At 58.8% G+C, this 19090-nt stretch carries 14 protein-coding genes; 6 read left to right on the forward strand and 8 right to left on the reverse strand.

Annotation, left to right across the window (positions count from 1 at the left end):
- The first annotated feature begins 124 nt into the window (after positions 1-124).
- From ACZ9EJ_RS28140 to ACZ9EJ_RS28155, 4 genes are read left to right on the forward strand one after another with little or no spacing between them, the layout of a single operon-like run.
- On the forward strand, positions 125-1003 hold the full coding sequence (locus ACZ9EJ_RS28140; protein ID WP_046627374.1) for an FAD binding domain-containing protein: 879 nt from the start codon (positions 125-127) through the stop codon (positions 1001-1003).
- Complete coding sequence (locus ACZ9EJ_RS28145; protein WP_046627376.1) at positions 1000-1479, forward strand: (2Fe-2S)-binding protein; 480 nt, start codon at positions 1000-1002, stop codon at positions 1477-1479. Before ACZ9EJ_RS28140 ends, ACZ9EJ_RS28145 begins: the two co-directional genes overlap by 4 nt.
- Positions 1476-2237 carry an N-acyl homoserine lactonase family protein gene (locus tag ACZ9EJ_RS28150; protein WP_046627378.1) on the forward strand — a complete coding sequence of 254 codons (762 nt, stop codon included), beginning with the start codon at positions 1476-1478 and terminating at the stop codon, positions 2235-2237. The genes ACZ9EJ_RS28145 and ACZ9EJ_RS28150 overlap by 4 nt, the downstream gene beginning before the upstream one ends.
- Positions 2234-4633: a xanthine dehydrogenase family protein molybdopterin-binding subunit gene (locus ACZ9EJ_RS28155; protein ID WP_046627379.1), complete on the forward strand. Its 2400-nt coding sequence runs from the start codon at positions 2234-2236 to the stop codon at positions 4631-4633. Before ACZ9EJ_RS28150 ends, ACZ9EJ_RS28155 begins: the two co-directional genes overlap by 4 nt.
- A gap of 18 nt (positions 4634-4651) precedes the next feature.
- Here the strand turns inward: ACZ9EJ_RS28155 and ACZ9EJ_RS28160 are convergent, their stop codons facing one another.
- The 3 genes from ACZ9EJ_RS28160 to ACZ9EJ_RS28170 form a co-directional block, all read right to left on the reverse strand.
- Complete coding sequence (locus ACZ9EJ_RS28160; protein ID WP_251090853.1) at positions 4652-5638, reverse strand: winged helix-turn-helix transcriptional regulator; 987 nt, start codon at positions 5636-5638, stop codon at positions 4652-4654.
- A gap of 357 nt (positions 5639-5995) precedes the next feature.
- The gene (locus tag ACZ9EJ_RS28165) at positions 5996-7348 is read right to left on the reverse strand and encodes a sensor domain-containing phosphodiesterase (protein ID WP_080954006.1); all 1353 of its coding nucleotides are present in this window, start codon (positions 7346-7348) and stop codon (positions 5996-5998) included.
- 16 nt (positions 7349-7364) lie between these two features.
- On the reverse strand, positions 7365-8066 hold the full coding sequence (locus ACZ9EJ_RS28170) for a response regulator transcription factor (protein ID WP_046627380.1): 702 nt from the start codon (positions 8064-8066) through the stop codon (positions 7365-7367).
- Positions 8067-8260: 194 nt separating this feature from the next.
- Here ACZ9EJ_RS28170 and ACZ9EJ_RS28175 point away from each other — a divergent pair, with 194 nt between their 5' ends.
- Positions 8261-8623, forward strand: coding sequence for a hypothetical protein (locus tag ACZ9EJ_RS28175; protein ID WP_046639879.1), 363 nt, complete (start codon positions 8261-8263; stop codon positions 8621-8623).
- Positions 8624-8751: 128 nt separating this feature from the next.
- The gene (locus ACZ9EJ_RS28180) at positions 8752-11583 is read left to right on the forward strand and encodes a hybrid sensor histidine kinase/response regulator (RefSeq protein WP_476100263.1); all 2832 of its coding nucleotides are present in this window, start codon (positions 8752-8754) and stop codon (positions 11581-11583) included.
- 374 nt (positions 11584-11957) lie between these two features.
- Here the strand turns inward: ACZ9EJ_RS28180 and acnA are convergent, their stop codons facing one another.
- The 5 genes from acnA to ACZ9EJ_RS28205 form a co-directional block, all read right to left on the reverse strand.
- Positions 11958-14585, reverse strand: a complete 2628-nt coding sequence (gene acnA / locus ACZ9EJ_RS28185) for an aconitate hydratase AcnA (RefSeq protein ID WP_046639878.1) — start codon at positions 14583-14585, stop codon at positions 11958-11960.
- A gap of 119 nt (positions 14586-14704) precedes the next feature.
- Positions 14705-15592, reverse strand: a complete 888-nt coding sequence (locus tag ACZ9EJ_RS28190; protein WP_046627383.1) for a GntR family transcriptional regulator — start codon at positions 15590-15592, stop codon at positions 14705-14707.
- Positions 15593-15680: 88 nt separating this feature from the next.
- Complete coding sequence (locus ACZ9EJ_RS28195; protein ID WP_046627385.1) at positions 15681-17180, reverse strand: tripartite tricarboxylate transporter permease; 1500 nt, start codon at positions 17178-17180, stop codon at positions 15681-15683.
- A 13-nt stretch (positions 17181-17193) separates the two neighbouring features.
- The gene (locus ACZ9EJ_RS28200; protein WP_046627387.1) at positions 17194-17667 is read right to left on the reverse strand and encodes a tripartite tricarboxylate transporter TctB family protein; all 474 of its coding nucleotides are present in this window, start codon (positions 17665-17667) and stop codon (positions 17194-17196) included.
- Positions 17668-17719: 52 nt separating this feature from the next.
- Complete coding sequence (locus ACZ9EJ_RS28205) at positions 17720-18691, reverse strand: Bug family tripartite tricarboxylate transporter substrate binding protein (protein WP_046627394.1); 972 nt, start codon at positions 18689-18691, stop codon at positions 17720-17722.
- Positions 18692-19090 lie beyond the last annotated feature (399 nt).

Raw genomic sequence — 19090 nt, forward strand, 5'->3', positions numbered from 1 at the left:
TTTTAAGTCTAATAATGCAAGCTAAATTACAAGGAGCGTCATTGTTGGGAAATGACGCCGGAGGAGCACTGATGGCACGTTCATCGACAAGAACGACGGCCGGGCCGGCGGAACGGGCGGAACAATGAAGCCCGCACAGTTCGACTACATCGCGCCGGCAACGATCGAGGAGGCGGCCGCGGCACTGGCTGCATCCGGAGGCGACGGCAAGATCATCGCCGGCGGCCAGAGCCTCATGCCGATGATAAACTTCCGGCTGGTGAAGCCGTCCGTGCTGATCGACATCAACAGGATTGCCGGACTGGACCGGATCGAGTTCGACGGCACTCGTCTGCGGATCGGAGCAACCGTGCGGCATCACACGACCGCCACCGACGCTCTCGTCGCCAAGCACCTGCCCGTGGTCCATGACGCCATGCACCATGTCGCTCACATGACCGTGCGCAACCGCGGCACTTTCTGCGGCAGCGTCGCGCATGCGGACCCGGCCACCGAAATGCCGCTGATGACCCGGTTTCTCGATGGCACGATCATTGCCTATTCCGTGCGCGGTGAACGCAGGATTCCCGCGGCGGATTTCTTCGTCGGCTCGCTGGTGAATGCGCTCGAAGAGGACGAGCTGCTGATCGCCGTGGAAATCGATGCCATGCCTCCCGAAGCCAGTTGGGGTTTCGAAGAATTTGCCCGACGCCATGGCGACTTCGCCCTTGCCTGTTTCGCCACGACCCTTCGCGTCGAAAACGGTGTGGCGGCCGACGTTCGTATCGGAATGATGGGGGTCGGAGAAACGCCGCTGCGCCTGCATGAGATCGAGGATATCGTCGAAGGCACCCATCTCTCCGACGCCGTTCTCGACACGGTCGCAGACAGGCTGGCAGACATCCTCACCCCCAACTCCGATATCCACGCCTCGGCGGATTACCGCAGGCACCTTTCGGGCGTGCTTGCCAAGCGCGCGCTCCGTGCGGCCTGGAGCCGCGCCCAAAACCGGAAACGTCCATGACCGAGAAAAAGATCACCATTACCGTCAACGGCCTCTCGTATACGCGCACCGTAGAAGCCCGCATGTTGCTGAGCGATTTCCTGCGCCAGGAGCTTGGCCTGACAGGAACCCATGTCGGCTGCGAACACGGCGTGTGCGGCGCTTGCACCGTCATCCTCGACGGACGCAGTGCGCGCTCCTGCCTGACCCTCGCCGTACAGGCGGAAGGCATGCAGATCGAAACCATCGAAGGCCAGGGCAGCATCGATAGGCTCGGTCGCGTCCAAGAAGCATTTCGCCAGCATCACGGACTGCAATGCGGCTTCTGTACCCCGGGCTTCATCATGGCGATCACCGATCTCCTTTGCCACCATCCGCTGGAGAGCGATGATGAGATCCGCGAAGCGCTGTCCGGAAACATCTGTCGCTGCACTGGCTATGAGCACATCGTCAACGCCGTCCGCGAACTGGCAAGGGAAAGAGGACCACTGACATGAAGATGCATTTTCTCGAAGGTGGTCGGCTCCGGATGAGACGTTCGATCTATATCGCCGGGGCAGCAAAGGAAGAAACGATCGACCTGCCGGTCCATGCCACGCTGATGCGCCATGCCCAGGGCAACGTTCTTTTCGACAGTGGTTGCAACCCGGAAGCGGCCATGGACCCCCAGGCGCGCTGGGGCGGGCTGAGCCGGGTCATGACCCCGATCTTCACACCGGATCAGACCGTCGTCCGCCAGCTTGAAACGATCGGCCTGCAACCGGACGACATCGACGTCGTCATCTGTTCGCACCTTCACCCGGACCATTGCGGCTGCAACAGCTACTTTCGCAAGGCGACCCTCCTCTGCCACGAGGCGGAGGCCGCAGCGGCAAAGGCTGAAGGCGCGGAGAATGTCGGCTATCTGCGCGCCGAATGGGAGCAAGAACAGGGCTTTCAGACATTCGACGCGGAACATGACGTGTTCGGCGACGGCCGTATCGTCGTCCTGCCCATGCCCGGGCATACGCCCGGCATGAGCGTGGCGCGCGTCGAACTGGAAAGGGATGGCGTCTTCGTTCTTGCATCCGACGCGGCACCGCTTCAGGTCAACATCGACACTGCCACCGCGCCGAAGAACACCTGGAAAATGGATCTTGCGGTGGCATCACTCAAGCGCCTGAAAACCTTTCGGGATGGCGGAGACACGATCATCTCCGGCCATGACGACGCGCAGTGGCAGGGGCTAAGAAAATGCTCGGAGTTCTATGAATGAGCGATTCTGACCATTCCATCGAGCTGCGCCCCAAACTGGTGGGCAAGCGGGTCAAGCGCACGGAGGACCCGCGGTTTCTGACGGGCGTCGGGCAATATGTCGATGACATGGCACCGGCAGGGATGCTGCATGTCGCGCTGCGGCGCTCGGACCAGCCCCATGCCAGGATCCTGAATATCGACATCGGCGACGCCTTCTCGGTTCCAGGCGTCGTCGCGATCTATGATGCGAGCGATCTCGAGGGAGAGGTCAAGCCAGCTATTGCGACCTCTCGCATGCCGGGCTATTACGCGACCCCGATCTGGCCGCTGGCCCGCGGCAAGGTCCGCTACGTCGGCGAACCGGTCATCGCCGTGGTTGCGGAAAGCCGCTACGCCGCCGAGGATGCGCTCGAACACATTACGATCGAATACGAACCCCTGCCCTTTGCGATCCGGCAGGTCGATGCGGTCAAGGACGACGCACCGCTTTTGCACGAGGAGGCGGGAACGAACACGATCATTCGTCGCGAGTTCAAGCGCGGCGATGTCGATGCCGCCTTCAAGGGCGCGGCGATCACCGTCAAAGGCCGGTTCCGCATGACGCGCAAGACGGCGGTCGCCATGGAGAATCGGTCCTATCTCGCCGAATGGGATGGCCGGAAACAATCGCTGACGCTTTACACCTCCTCCAACATACCCGGCGTCATCCGCGACGTCCTGTCCGGCTGTCTCGATCTTCCCGGAACGCGGATGCGGGTCGTCGCTCCGGATGTGGGCGGCAGCTTCGGCGGCAAGGGATCGCTTTACGGCGAGGAAATTCTTGTCTGCGCACTGGCGCGCAAGCTGAAACGCCCCGTCAAATACATCAGTGATCGCCTCGAGGATCTCTCTGCCACCAGCCAGGCCTTCGACGAACTGATCGAGGCGGAACTTGCCGTGACGAAAGACGGAATGCTGATCGGTCTGCGCGCCGACGTCATCGGCGATGTCGGCGCCTATTCGATCTATCCGTGGACGGCAGCGCTGGAAACCGTTCAGGTCGTCAGTTTCCTGCCCGGCCCCTATCGAATGGAACACTATCGGGGCCGGATCCGCGGCGTATTGACCCCGAAGCCGCCGACCGGCCCCTATCGCGGCGTCGGCCGCCCCTCATCGACCTTCGCCATGGAACGGCTGATCGAGATGGCGGCGCGCAAGCTGGGGATGGACCCGGTCGAATTTCGCCGGAAAAACCTCGTCCGCGACGAGGAGTTTCCATACCGTACCGCCTCCGGCATCATCTGGGACAAGTCGGCCTTTCAGGAATGCCTGGAGGGTGCCTGCAGGTACGTCGATTATCCGTCGCTGGTTCGGGAGCGCGACGAGGCAAGGAAGGCCGGGCGCTGGGTTGGAATCGGGCTCGCAAGCTACGCCGAATTGACCGGGATCGGCTCGCGTATCTCGGTCGCCCCCGGCATGCCGATCAATACAGGCACCGAGACATCCAAGATCGAAATCGACGCAACGGGCGCCATCACCGCTGCTTTCGGCATCTCTTCCCACGGTCAGGGGCTGGAGACGACGCTTGCCCAGGTCATCGTCGACGAACTGGGCTGCAAGCTGGAAGATATCGAGGTCAAGCACGGCGACAGTGCGCTGGTGCCCATGGCCAGCGGTACCTATGCCAGCCGTTCGGCTGTCCTTGGCGGCGGTGCGGCCACACTCGCGGCCCGCGTCGTCAAGGAGAAGGTACTGCGCGCGGCCGCATTCCTCATGGAGCAGGGTGTCGAGGACCTCGATATCCACGACGGCATCATCACCAGTCGGAACTCGAACCTGTCACTGACGCTGAAGGAGGTCGCCTCCGCAGTCTATACCCAGATGGGCCGCATTCCGCGAGACCAGCGCGAAGACCTGAGCGCATCGGAAACCTACGACCCCTATCTCGGAACCGCCAGTTCATCGACACATCTGGCCATGATCGAGGTCGATCCGGAAACCTATGCCGTCAAGATCCTTCGATATGTTGTGGCGGAAGATTGCGGTAAAATCATCAACCCGATGATCGTGGACGGCCAGGTTCATGGCGCCGTGGCGCAGGGCATTGGTGCAGCCCTGCTGGAAGAAATCGTGCATGACGATCAGGGACAGGCCGTGGCCGCAAGCCTCGCCGACTATCTCGTTCCCGTCGCAAGCAGCGTGCCCGATATCGGCATTGTCCACATAGAGGCCGATCTTCCAAACAATATCGGCGGCTTCCGCGGCATGGGCGAAGGCGGCACGATCGGCGCCCCGGCAGCCATTGCCAATGCAGTATCCGACGCGCTTTCCCATCTGGGCATTTCGGTCGAAACGCTTCCGGTCACGCCCGAGCGGATATACCGGATGCTACACGCAAAACGTGGAGTATCGGCAAAGACCACGGATGCCGCTTGAGCTGCATTTACGCGAGGTTTACAGGTCGAACGGATACCGAAGCAGGTAATCGGTATCCTTGGCCGCCAGCGGCTTCCTGCATTCCGAACATACGACGATGGCCGAGAAATCATGACCGCAGGTCTTGTGGCGCAGGCGCATGGGTGGCTTGCCATCCGCGAGCCACCGGTCACCCCAGGCCATCATCACCAGCATCGGCTTGTAGAGATCGAGCCCCATCTGGGTAAACCGGTATTCGAACCGGTCGCCGGAATTGTAAGGCACTTTCCGGAATACGTCCGCCTGCACAAGCCTCGTCAGGCGATCGGCGAGAATATTGGTCGCGATACCGAGGTTCTCCCGCATTTCCTCGAAGCGCCTCACACCATGCCAGCCTTCGCGAAGGATAAGAAAGCTCCAGCGATCGCCAATAATACCGAGCGTGCGTGCAACCGAACAAGGCCTAACCCTTTCCAGCAGCGCCGAGTCGGAACTCCTGCGCGACGTCAGCCGGTTTTCGACGGGGGCATAACCGGCGCCCGGTCCGTCACGGGGGGCCACTTCCTTGGCCGTAAAGGGCTCCAGGCACTCGCTGCAGACAGTCACCGGATGGCATTCGCAGCCGCAGGTCTTGTGGATCAACTGAAGCGGCGGCTCGTTATCACCTGCGAGCCATTTGTCGCCGAACTCCATCAACGACAGCATGGTCGAGAACAGTTCCTTGCCGCGAGCGGTCAGGAAGTATTGCTGACCTGGTTCGTTCGGCCGCTTCCCGAGGCTGACGATCTCGTTGGCGACCAGCACAGAAAGCCGGGATGAAAGGGTCTGGCGCGGAATGCCCAGCCGCTGCTGAAACTTGTCGAAACGACGCACGCCGAAATAGGCTTCACGAAGGATGAGGAAGCTCCAGGTGTCGAGAACGATCTCCATCGTCCGGCGCACGGATGAGTGCCGCTGAACCAGCGGTGGCCTTTCCGACCCGATCGGCGACGGTGGATCCGTGAATATTTTAGCTATGTCGTTCATGGTAACGCCATCCGTCTTCAAGCTAGGCAAACTCCATCAAATCCGGACGATCATAAAGCATCAAGTCTAATATTGAAAGTTGCTCGACCCATTTTGAGTGGCCTCCTCAGGTAGCGCGACATGGCACACGGTGGACGTCGTGACACGGCAAAGCCTCTTAGTTCTTGAACGGGTATTCCCTGACGCATCAAGCTTTTTTTCAATTGCCTGGTGATCCGTTACGGCGCAGAAGCGCGAACTTGAGTTGCGCATTACGGTGATGTGATGCTGTCGAATTTTGTGCGATATCTGCATTTGATTGGACGCAACTAAACATGGCCGCCCCTTGGCCCTTTTTGCCGCTTTCCTGGCCCTTGATTAGGAAAATTGCAAATCAGCGACGCCGGCAGGCCGTCCGAAAAGGTACCCCTGGCCATAATGACAGCCAAGCGCGCGTAGGGCGTGGTGCTCTGCAATGGTTTCCACACCTTCTGCGACGACGCGCTTTCCCAACGCCTTTGCCATATCGACAATGGCCTTTACGATGGCCTGATCGGCGCTCGAACCCATCATCGCACGCACGAAGGAACCGTCGATCTTGATTTGGTCGTAGGGGAGCCCCTTGAGATGCACGAGTGAAGCATAGCCGGTACCGAAATCGTCAAAAGCAACGATGAAGCCGGCCGCACGGAGCGCTTCAAGCTGGGCACCTATATTGCCGCCCTGCCCTGTCAGCATGACACCTTCCGTGACCTCGATCTGGATCCGGAGAGGAGACAGTTCAAAGGACCGCGTCGCACCGATCACTTCATCCGCCAGGCAAGGATGCCCTGGCAACTCGATGAACTGGGACGACGAAACGTTGATCGCGATGTGCCCGAAATCAATGCCGGCCAGCTCCCACGCCTTGGCTTGTGCGACGGCACTTTGCAAAACATAGCTGCCGATGCGCCTGGAGAGTGAAGGCTCTTCGAGAGCCGCGGCAAAAACTGATGGGCCGACCACTGATCCATCCGGCTTCTTCAGTCTTAGGAGAGCCTCAAAACCAACGCGTCGTCCGGTATCGAACGCTATCTTCGGCTGGTAATGGAGCATGAAGGAACCCTGCGCGAGCGCCGCTTCCGCAAGCGCCAGAGCCGTCCTATCTGCTTTGGAGCGATCCAGCTGGAGAGGATTGATCCGCGACAATAAATACTGGTCCTCGTGCTGAAGGAGGCGTTCCACGGCGCAGCGCGCCAGCCGCTCCAGCAAACCGTGTATACCAGCGCTGAGGCGTCTTGGAACCCGATCGAGCACGCAAAGCGAGCCAAGCCGAAGCCCCGATTCGATTTCCAGCGGCGCGCCAGCATAAAAGCGGATCTTGTTGTTTCCAGTCACGAAGGGATTGTCGGCAAAGCGCCGGTCGCGAAGGGCGTCCGGCACGACAAACGGCCTCGGCGACCGGATTGTGTGGTCACAGAACGCGTCCGCCCTAAAAGAACCTTCGCCTTCTATACCCCGTTTCGACTTGAACCATTGGCGGTCGCTGTCGAGCAAGGTGACGAGGCCAATCGGCGTTCCGGCCGCAAGACAGGCAGCATCGACCAGGGCATCAAGAACCGGATCCGGATTATTGAGAACAATGCCCAACTCGTTCAGACGTTTAAGGCGAGCCCCCTCCTCCGTAGACGATCCTTGGGGTTGGGCCACCGTGGTCGCCGTAATATCATCGTAGGTAGCCGATTGAGGCATGAGACTTCAACTCTCATTATCGGGGGGCATCGCTCATGCGATAACCCACGCCGCGGATCGTCTTGATGGCGTGGCCGCTCGCGGGATCCAGTTCCGCAAGCTTGCCGCGCAGTCGATTGATGTAGACGTCGATCGTTTTGTCGCGAGGGTCGTGCTCGCGAAACAGCGCCTGCCGGGCAATGCACGACTTTGGGCAATCATCACCCGCTTTGTCATGAAGTACCTGCAATATCCTGGCTTCGAGTGCGGTGAGTGGCTGGCTCGCGCCATTGCAATCCAGTGATAGGCCCGCGATGTCGCAATCGATATTGCCGATTTTGAACGCAGCGCCTTGCCGGGGCGGAACACGGCTGAGGCGTGCATCGTGCAAACGATGCACGCGGGCCCGCAGTTCTTTCACGCTGAATGGCTTCATCACGTAGTCGTCTGCACCGACACTGATAGCGTCAGCACGGCTGTCGGCATCACCAGCGCCGGAGATCATGATGATCGGGACGTCGGAACGTGAACGCGCATCGCGAAGCAGTTCCAGCCCGCTCCCGTCCGTCAGGTTGATATCGATGAGGATGCAATCATAAGCAGCGAGTTCATTCGAATGGATAAAGCGGTTCGCCTGCCTTACGGATGCGAGGGAATCCAGGCGGTCCCGGGAATCCGACCAGTTGAGGCGCAACATTTCAACGACATCTCGCTGATCTTCGATGATCATTATGTTCATGATGTTTGCTTGCTTGTTTGGTCCATGCTTCCTTGCTGAGCATTGGGCGCAGATGGCATCGGACGTGCAGTTGGTCGCAGGTTTTCATCAGCTGATATGGCTCCTGGATCTAGTCTTTCCAAGGTAGAATACGGCGAGGTCATGCGCGCCAGCCGATTAACGAATTCCGGCTTCAGCGGTTTGACGAAGCAAAGATGCAGAAGCCCCTGATCTCGCTGAACGACAATACTCCCAACGACGACATCAAACCGTCCAAAAATAAGATAAAGGTGATCTGGAACCTGCGACTTTTCAGCGCGAACCGTCGCTCCGCCTTCACTGATCTCAAGAACGAGGCAGCGAAGGATCCGAGTTCGTTTCATCCACTTGCCGGTGAAGAGCATATTGCAGAAGAGCATAACACTGCGGCGATACCATTTGCGGCTGTAAAAGTTGGACTCGACACGAGTGAGGTAAGTCGTTCTCTTTGTAGACGTCATGCCCTGGCCTCAATGCTTGCCGAATCCCATCCGCCGCCGGAAGGCAAGGGACGACGCGACATTCGTTGCATCGATTAGAGCGCCTCACGATTAAACGACTGCGGCTTCAAATTTAAAAAAGATAAACAGGGCGATTTCTCGTGGATCGCGACGCCAACAGGGAATATCGACATCTTGTATCAACGACAATGAGGACGACAGAGAACATGCCACGAGGAAACGTTGGTGGCGCCACCGGCTTTCGCGCTCTCGTGACCAGTCTCAGGCAAGCCGTACTGGATCGATTTTCCGTTGGATTGCTCACCGGCGGGATCTCGGCTTTTGTCGTTGCCTGGCCCGCAACATATGCCTGGCTTTGGGTCGTCAGTGCCGCGCCTATCGTCGCTTGGTGGCAGTTCCGTCGCGGTGCAGCCACTCCTGAGGTTGCAAGCCGACAGAAGCCTGATCTTTATGGCGACCAAACCCTTCTCGAAATCGCTGGCAAGACGGCGAAGCTTGGTGGATGGGTCGTGCACCTGCCCGACCGGAAACTACGGTGCTCGGATGAGACGTGGGCGATCCACGAGAGAACAGGGGACGAGGCCATCACCTTCGAAGAGGGGATCGGTTATTTCGCGCCCGAATGGCAGAATAAGGTCGTTCGGCTCTTCGAGTCGTGCGTAACGACAGGCCTTCCCTACGACACCGAGGCGGAAATCATCACTGCCGCTGGCAGGCGAAAATGGGTCCGCGTGATTGGCGTGGCAATTCGCGATGACATGGACCGCGTCTCCCGGATCCAAGGCGCCTTTCAGGATATCGATGAGCGCAAGCGGTTGGAGAATACGGCCAGAGACCTCGAGCGGCGCTTTGCCGAATCCATGGAACACATCAGTGATGCATTCTTCCAGCTCGATCCCGATTGGCGCTTCACCTATCTGAACCATCAGGCCGAACGTCTGCTCGAGCGCTCGCGTTCGGCGCTTCTTGGCTCCTCGATCTGGCAAGAGTTTCCAGAGGCCGCGTCGGGTGTGATCCGGCAACACTACGAAGGCGCCGTCAGCGAAGGCAAGACGGCCGATTTCGAAGTCTTTTACGAGTCGCTCGACGTATGGTTTTCTGTTACTGCCTATCCAGGCCCGACAGGGTTGACCGTCTATTTCCGTGACGTCACGAAACGACGGGCCGCCGATCAGCAGCTGCACCTGCTGGAAATGGCGATCTCACGGATCGAAGACTTCGTCATCATCACGACGGCCGGATCGCAGCCCGGAAACGGTCAAACGATCGTTTATGTCAATGACGCCTTCGTCAAGATCACTGGCTACTCATCAGACGATGCGTCTGGTCGCTCGCCGGGCTTCCTCCAAGGCAAGCGTACCGACGTCGCCACCATCGAGAAGATCAATCGCGCCATCGCACAGTCGAGGGCGATCCACGCAGAACTCGTCAATTACGCTAAGGACGGTCGTGAATATTGGGTGGACATGCTCATCGCGCCAATCATCGGCCCTGATGGACGCGCAACCCATTTCGTGGCGACCGGCCGTGATATCACCGACCGCAAGAGAGCGGCGGAAAAGCTGGTCGAGAGCGAGGAACGCTTTGCAATCGTCGCCATGATGACGACGGACGCAGTCTGGGATTGGGATATAAAAAACGGCCGTGTCCAATGGAACGGCAGCATCGCATCTATCTTTGGGCATGGCGAGGAACCGGTCGAGGACGGATTTGCGGCGTGGGAGGCCAAGATTCATCCGGACGACCGCTCACGCGTAGTATCAAGCTTGCTTGCCGCAATTGAGGACCAGGCTGAGACCTGGCAGGAAGAATACCGCTTCCGCCGTGGTGCTGGGACGTATGCCGAGGTTTTCGATCAGGGCCACATTATCCGAAACACTTCTGCCGAGGCGACTCGCATGGTAGGCGGTGTCCGCGATGTCACCGAGACAAGATTAAAGGAAGCGAAAAGACTGCAGGCACAGCGGCTCGAAGCCATCGGTCAGTTGACCGGCGGTGTTGCTCATGACTTCAACAATTTGCTGACGGTTCTCATCGGCACCGCGGAAACGCTGGCTGACGAAATTTCGGATCCGAGGCTTTCCGCCGTCGCGCAGCTTAATCACAAGGCTTCGCGGCAGGGCGCCGCCCTCACGCGCCAACTTCTGACCTTTGCAGGGCGACAGCCTCTCGAACCGGCAGCGCTGAATGTCAACGGCCCAATACTGGCAATGGAGGGATTGCTGTCGAGTGCACTCGGCGAGACAATCATGCTCAATCTGCAGCTCGATCCGGCCGCAGGTCACGTGCGAGCGGACGCGGCGCAACTGGAAGCCTCTATAGTGAACCTTTGCATCAACGCGCGTGATGCGATGCCAAACGGCGGCAAGGTGACCATTTCGACGGAACAAAGCAGTTGCGATGCGGTGGTCCGGATCGCGGATAGTGGGTTCGGCATGGACGCGGAGACGCGCGCCAAGGCCTTTGAACCTTTCTTCACGACAAAGCCCTTCGGCAAAGGCAGTGGGTTAGGACTTAGCATGGTCTACGGTTTCGTGCGGCAATCTGGGGGGCGGATCGAAATAGAATCGGAACCGGGCAAGGGAACGATCGTCTCCCTGTACTTTCCACGACTGGCTCCAACGGAAATACCTGCCGAGACTTCCGCGAGCGGGGTGTTGGATCGTGGCAATGAGCACATTCTTGTTGTCGAGGATGATACGATGGTTCGCGAATTCGCCGAAGGCACACTCATTTCTCTCGGGTATTCCGTAACATGTGCGGCCGACGCAACCGAAGCGTTGCGGATACTAAAAACAGACGGCCCATTCGATTTGGTTTTCTCCGACGTGGTTATGCCCGGGGAGATGGATGGCCGCGCTCTGGCCACAGAACTTATAAAGCAATATCCGATGCTCCCCGTCGTCCTGACGACCGGTTATGCGGATGTCGAAAGCATCGGCGCTGAATCGAGATTCCGACCACTTGTGAAGCCTTATTCGCGGCGGCAGCTTGCGGAGGCTCTTCGAGAGGCTATCGACGCCGCGCGTGATCACTAACTCGGCAACAACCTCCCGCAGCCAAAGGCCCGAAGCGCTGAAAGAGGAAGTATTTCAGCAACTCTCTCAGCTCGGAAGGTCAACACAGCGCCGCCATTGGAGAGACAACCGCCTCGTCCATGGAACCGAACCTCTCCTTTGGGGACTGCCACTCGTTGATATCAGGCGGCGGAAAAGGAGTTGCCGCGATGAACCACATAGGAGCATCTGGCGTCACGTTAATCAACCTCAAGAGGTATCGGCATCTGGCGAGGCGGCATCGCAGAAGGCATGATGTCTCCGCAACAGGTTATCGTCCTCTTCGAGCCGATGGCGGCGATGGACCTCGATTATTGCGCAAACAGCTGGGATGACACTGACGAGACGAACTGGCGCTAAGATGAGGAACCCGCCGGAGCAGAACGTGCAAGGACGTCCTTCAGAATGAGCGGGAGAACTCCTCCAGCTTTGAGGATTTCGACCTCAGCACTTGTCTCGATAGCAGCAATCGCGGTGAACGATATTACGCCTCCCCCGCCACGCTTAACGGTCACGTTGATAGGACAGCGTGGTTCGATGAGGCCAGACTCAGCGATGATCTCGATCAGATCGCCAGCTGTAAGTTTAAGCACTTCGGGGCCCCACCCGGCCGGAAGTCTCATCGGCAGAATTCCCATGCCGATCAGGTTCGAGCGGTGAATGCGCTCGAAGCTTAAAGCGAGTACCGCTCTTGCCCCAAGTAGTGATGCGCCCTTGGCGGCCCAGTCTCGCGACGATCCCATGCCGTATCGTTCACCAGCGACGATGACCACCGGCTGGCTGTCTGCCGCATATTGATCGGCGGCGGTCCAGAGAGGAACGATCCGCTGCGAGGGCCAATGAATGGTCGAGCCGGGGGGCAGGCCCTCCCCCAGCAGGTTGCGGACTGCGCGGTTGGTGAAAAGTCCCCGGACCATAGATTCCCAGTTACCGCGCCGCGACGCATGTACATTCAGGTCCGTCGGGCTCTCGCCTCGCCCAACAAGATATCTTCCGGTTTCACTTTGAGCAGAAATTGCTCCGGCAGGAGAGATATGGTCGGTGGTTATATCGTCACCAAGCACCATGAGCGGCGTTGCAGAGTAAGTTCCGAGCAGGCTGCCTTTGCCGAAGCCCGCGAATGGCGGTCGTCTGATATAGGTCGAATTCTCATCCCACGGGAAGACCGTCGTCGTTGGCGCATCGAGGTCGTGCCAGACCCGGCTCGCTTCGGCATCGTCGTAGGCGGGCATAAAGTCGCCAGGGCTTGAAGCCAGAGCGAGCGCGTCGTCGATCTCTGTACTGCTTGGCCAGATCATCGACAATCGCACCTCCGTCCCAGTGTCGGAAATGCCTATCACATCGGACAGGATGTCAAGGTTGACAGTTCCAGCCAAGGCAAACGCAATCACCATTGGTGGCGACGCCAGGAAGCCCGCCTCAAGCTCCGGATGAACCCGGCCGGGAAAATTTCGATTTCCCGAAAGCACGGCGACAGGCAGGATATTCCTCTCCACTATAGCCGACGAGACCAGCGGCGTGAGGGGGCCTGAATTCCCGATGCAGGTTGTGCAGCCAAAACCGACGATCCCGAAGCCAAGCGCCTCAAGGTCCTCCAGCAAACCAGACCGACGCAGGTAGCGCTCTGCGGTGGGCGATCCCGGTGCGAGTGAGGTCTTGACCCATTGCGGCGGTCGAAGGCCGAAGGCTCTGGCATTCCTGGCAAGCAGTCCTGCCGCGATCACCAGTCTCGGATCGGAGGTATTGGTACAGCTCGTAATCGCGGCGATTGCAACAGCACCGTCATTGGGTTCCCCAGCACCGGCGTTGCGCGCCCCCGGTTTCCTCAAAGGCGCAATCGCCGCCGCCGAGGCGCTGACGGCTATCCTGTCTTGCGGCCGGGCTGGTCCGGCAAGACTGGGCTCGACGCTCGATAGATCGATATCGACAACGCTTGTATAGGTGGCGCTTGCTTCAGGATCGAACCAGAGACCGACACGTCTCGAATACTGCTCGACCAGATCAATCTGTTCTTCCGTTCGTCCAGTCGCGCGGAGGTAGGTGAGCGTGCTCTGGTCTATCGGAAAATAGCCGCTATTGCCGCCAAACTCAGGGGTCATATTGGCGACCACGGAACGGTCACCGGCCGTCAGCGTCGATACCCCCGGCCCGAAGAATTCGACGTATTTGTCCTGCAAGTCGACCTTGCGGAGGATATGGGTAATTACAAGCGCGAGATCGGTCGCGAGGACGCCGTCCTTCAAACGTCCTGTCAGGCGGACGCCGACAACGTCCGGCACGCGCAGAGCGACAGGCATGCCGAAGAATACACTTTCCGCCTCAAGTCCCCCAACACCCCAGGCAAGAACACCGATCCCGTTGACCATCGGCGTATGACTGTCGGTGCCGATCAGCGTGTCCGGGGCCAGCCAGTTCCTGCCATCCTTTCGATTGACGCTGACGACAGTCGCCAAACGCTCCAGGTTCAGCGTGTGCATGATGCCCGTGCCCGGCGGGTGGACGTGGAAGTCGGCAAGCGTGTTGGTCGCCCATTTCATGAACCGGTAGCGTTCGGCATTACGCTCGAACTCACGCGTCATGTTCTTGCGCAGGGAGCCCGAACCGCCGAAGAAATCCACGGCGACCGAATGATCCGTAGACACGTCGACCCGGACAACGGGATTGAGCAATGCGGGGTCACCTCCCGCCTCCGCCAAGGAAGATCGCATTCCGGCAATATCGACAAGGGCCGGACCGCAGGTCGTGTCATGCATGAGAACGCGGTTTGGCAGGAACGGGATTTCCAGCTCACTGGTGCCCGTTGCGAGCCACCCCAGAATGGCGGATGCAGCTCTCGGTGCGTCCGATCCGGCCGTACGCAGGACGTTCTCCAGCAGGACGCGATGTATGTAAGGCAGCCGCGCGAGATCGTCGCCCGCCACCTTCGGAAGATCGATGATCTCGTATTCGGTATTTCTAATCGTGAACTTGCTGGTCGCTGTCATTCGGGCATCTGCTTTGAGGCTTGGGATCCAGATCACATATTTACATAATATAATTATAAAATACAATTCCATGGAGCGTGCGCTTGATTGTGTCGAGCGGCTGGAAAGCGCACCTGAAGTTAAAGCTGAGGCGTCTTGATCCGTCCCGCACCCATTATGTGCGTGTAGAGAAAGGCGGCGGCCTCGGTGCGTCGGTCCGTCTCCAGCAGATCGAGAATATGGAGATGCTCGATTGTCTGTTTGGGAAGGCGGCTGCGATCAATGGTCACGTGGTATTCGACAAGCCGTCGCAGCCGATTGATGCGCTTGATGGAGTCGAGAAAGAATTCATTGCCGGAGCAGGCCACAAGCATTTCATGAAAGTCGTTGTTCGCCTTGAATATCTCTGCGCGCGACCAATGCTCGTATCCACCATCGCCGAGTGCTGTCTGCACTTCCCGCGCCTTCAGAAAACCTTCGTAATTGGGTTCGAAGCTCGGCAGCAACATTGCCTGTTGCTCAATGACCGCGCGAAACACATAGCCCTCTTCGTAGCTCTTTCTCGATGTCAGGGTCTGGCGAAAGGTCCAGCCGTTGCCTGGTAGTCTTTCAATCCAACCTTCGTCCGAAATCCTGTGCAGGATCTTTAGAAGCTTCGTGCGCGGCAAGTCGTAGATGCGCATCAACTCGCTCTCGCTGACCTTCTCGGGAAGGACGCCGGACAGCCGATCTTCGGCTATTCTGAAATAGATCGGCTCCTCGCGGTCGCTCCCTTGGGCGTGCTCGCTCCTGCTGGCGACATCGATTTTGTCGCTGTCGATATTCAGGAAATAACCGCGATTGGCTTCCGCCCTGACGATCCCGCGCTCTTCGAGCTTGCGCAATGCACTCATGATCGGCGCGCGAGAGACCCGGAACGTGTCGGCGAGTTTCTGCAGAGGCAGATGCTCGCCTTTTCGCATTTCGTTTGCTCTCACGAATTCGATGATCTCGATGCTGATCTGGGGAGAGAGGCTGTTTCTGGCCATGCCTGTGTCAAATACCTTTCGCCCTGTGTCCCAAGATTGTCGGCTGCAGAGCAGCTTGCAGAGTAAGTTCGCGACAATGCCCGTAACGTCAATCCTCATCCTGTTGAAACCGTGACAAACCACGGAAGATGAATGGTGCGACAAGGGCAATCGTCGCGATGCCGATCATGATTGCCGAACCTGGATGCTGAAACAGGATCATCGGATCGCCAAGGCTCATCTGCAACGACCGCCGCAAGGCGCTGTCCGCGAGCGGTCCGAGGATAAGGCCGACCACCGCAGGTGCGATGGGGTAGTCATACCGCCGCATCAGGAAGCCTACCGCACCAAAGCCAGAAAGAAGGAGCAGTTCGACAACGGATGGGTTCGCTGCAATCGTTCCCATGGATGCGAACACCAGAATACCCGCATAAAGCCAGGGCAAAGGAATCTTGAGCAGCTTCACCCATATCCCCACCAGCGGAAGGTTAAGCACAAGCAGCATGACGTTGGCAATGAACAGGCTCGCCACCAGTCCCCAGACCAGATCGGCATGCTGCGTGAAGAGAAGTGGACCCGGCTGGATGTTGTATTGCTGGAACCCCGCCAGCATCACGGCGGCGGTCGCGGATGTCGGCAGTCCCAGCGTGAGTAGCGGGACAAGGGTGCCTGCGGCCGATGCATTGTTGGCGGCTTCTGGCCCCGCAACGCCCTCGATGGCTCCGTAGCCGAATTCCTCTGGTTTGCGGCTGAGTTTCCGCTCGATGTTATAGCTCAGGAAGGTAGGAATTTCCGCCCCCCCTGCCGGAAGAGCGCCAATAGGGAAGCCGATGACAGTGCCGCGCAGCCAAGGCTTCCAGGACCGTTTCCAGTCCTCCTTGGTCATCCAGATCGAGCCCTTCACGGGAATGGGCTGTTCCGGTTTACGAAGGTGTCGGGACGCCACCAGAAGGGCTTCGCCTATGGCGAAGAGGCCGACGGCGAGGGTCGTTACCTCGACGCCGTCCAGAAGTTCAGGGACGCCAAATGTCAGGCGCGCCTGCCCGGTGAGCTGGTCGATACCCATCAACCCGAGCCATAGTCCAAATGCCAAGCTGGTCAGGCCTCGCAGCGGAGATGAGCCGAATGTCGCCGATACGGTGACGAAGGCGATCAGCATCAAACCGAAATAATCCCATGGGCCGAACTGCACGGCGACCTTGACCAGCATGGGCGCAAGAAACGCCAGGCCAAGCGTGGCGATCAGGGCGGCAACAAACGATCCGACGGCAGCGGTGGCGAGCGCCGGTCCGCCCCGACCGGCCCGCGCCATCTTGTTTCCTTCCAGCGCCGTCACCACCGATGCGCTCTCACCGGGCGTGTTCAGGAGAATCGCCGTCGTCGATCCACCGTACATGCCACCATAATAGATGCCAGCGAACATGATGATTGAACCGCCGGGGTCCAGCTTGAATGTCACGGGCAACAGCAGCGCCACCGTCAATGCCGGACCGATGCCGGGAAGCACGCCCACGGCAGTACCAATGATGACGCCAATGGCGGCGTAGAGTAGATTGGCGGGCTGGATCGCCAGCGAGAAGCCGTCGAGCAGGAACGAGATGGATTCCATGGATTGTTGTTCCTCAGAACAGCCGCTCAAGCGGGCCTTGTGGCAGCGCGAGGGTCAGAAGCTTGTTGAAAAGCAGAAACACGAACATGCCAATCACCGCCCCGAGACAGACGTCGACGAGCAGCGCCTTGCGCCCGAAGGCACGAGCGGTGAACGCGAAAAGCAGCGTTGATCCAAGAATGAAACCACCGCCCAGCCATATCGAGACAACTAGCCCTGCTAGCGCCAGCCCAATCCAGGCCACAGCTTTCCAGTCGGCCATTTCAATGTCGATATCAGATGGCTTGAACGCGGAAACGAGGTGCCCGATGCCAAGGACGAGAAATAGCAAAGCAACGAAGTAGGATGCGGCGCTCGCGCTCATTCCGTACGTCGCGCGGGTCGCCATATGACTGGCATCCCAATAGGTGATCGCCGCAACAGCAAACAGGACGACTGCAATCACCGCCGGGGTGCGGTTTACGGAACTCGGGGTTTTGGTGATCATGTTTTCCTCACTGCGAACGGGAGGAGCCAGGCTCCTCCCTCCTGCCGCAAGATCAATCGGCAAGGCCGATAGACTTCAGAACCGTGCGGACACGGTCAGTCTCGGACGCGATGAAAGTCTTGAACTCGTCTCCCGGTGCATAATAATCGCTCCAGCCGCGCGTCTTCAGGATCGTCTTCCACTGCTCGGACTTGACAGTTTTGTCGATTGCAGCCTTGAGAGCGTCGAGGTCTTTGCCCTGAACATTGGGGCCTGCGAAAATGCCGCGCCAATTAACCAGTTCGATGTCAAGCCCCTGGGCCTTGAGCGGTTTGGCTTCGATGCCAGGGATGGGTTCAGGATAAGAGATGGCCAACGCACGAAGATCGCCCGACTTGATCTGACCCTCCCACTCCCCATAGCCCGAAACACCAGCAGTTGCCTGTCCGCCGAGCATGGCTGCGAGCGACTCGCCGCCGCCCGAATAGGCCACGTAGTTTACCTTACTGGGGTCAGCACCGGAGGCCTTGGTGACAAGCGCTGCGAGGATGTGGTCTGCGCCACCAGCCGAACCGCCGACCCAGATTGTCTTGGCAACGTCCTTTTTGATGGTTGCCTGGAGATCAGCAATCGTCTTGATCGGCGAGGCCTTCGGCACGACGATCACAAGCGGGTCGCCGGTCAAACGCGCCAGTGGGGTGACCTTGGTCAGGTCGACAGGCGATTTGTTCGAGATGCTTGCACCGACGAGGGTGATGCCAGCGACCAGCAATTGATTGGGGCTGCCTTTGGCCGATCCGATAAACTGGGCAAGGCCGACCGTACCGCCCGCACCAGGAACGTTGACTACCTGCACACTCTTGGCATTGCCGCTAGCTCGCATCGCTTCCTGAAGCGAGCGCGCCGCCGAATCCCAACCGCCCCCCGCCCCAGCGGGCGCAGTAATGGTCAGTTCCAGATTCTGGGCTGAGGCCTGACCGTCAGCCAAACCGACAATGCTGCCGACTACGGCGGCCAACAGGCCGTATTTCATGAAAGTGCGCATGGATATCCCTCCTCGCATCGAAAAAGGCTCACCTCCTGAGCCGGACGAAGACAGTTTTGCATTACATAATTATAAAAGTAAATACTGTTGTCACTGTGCCTTTGCTGGGTGCAAACGGAATCGATGTCTATTTCGCGAATGTTGGTGGCCACGTCTGGAGCGCGGTGTCTCCATTGCTGAACGACTTCGCGCGGACCGACCGGCGAAGTCACCTCCTTCAAGGAGAAACCGCGCGCCGAGTAGATTTTTCGACATTTCGACAGAGCGGAGCGATTCTGCTCTCATTTCACCCGTTGGAATAGAACACCACAATGTTGATAGATTTGATATTGAAACTTAGCCTGTCGGTATCAGGCTGGTTCCCGTCTACAGCGAAGAAGCAGCTTTCCAGGAAATCCT

The sequence above is a fragment of the Neorhizobium sp. USDA 3394 genome (genome assembly GCF_056280385.1).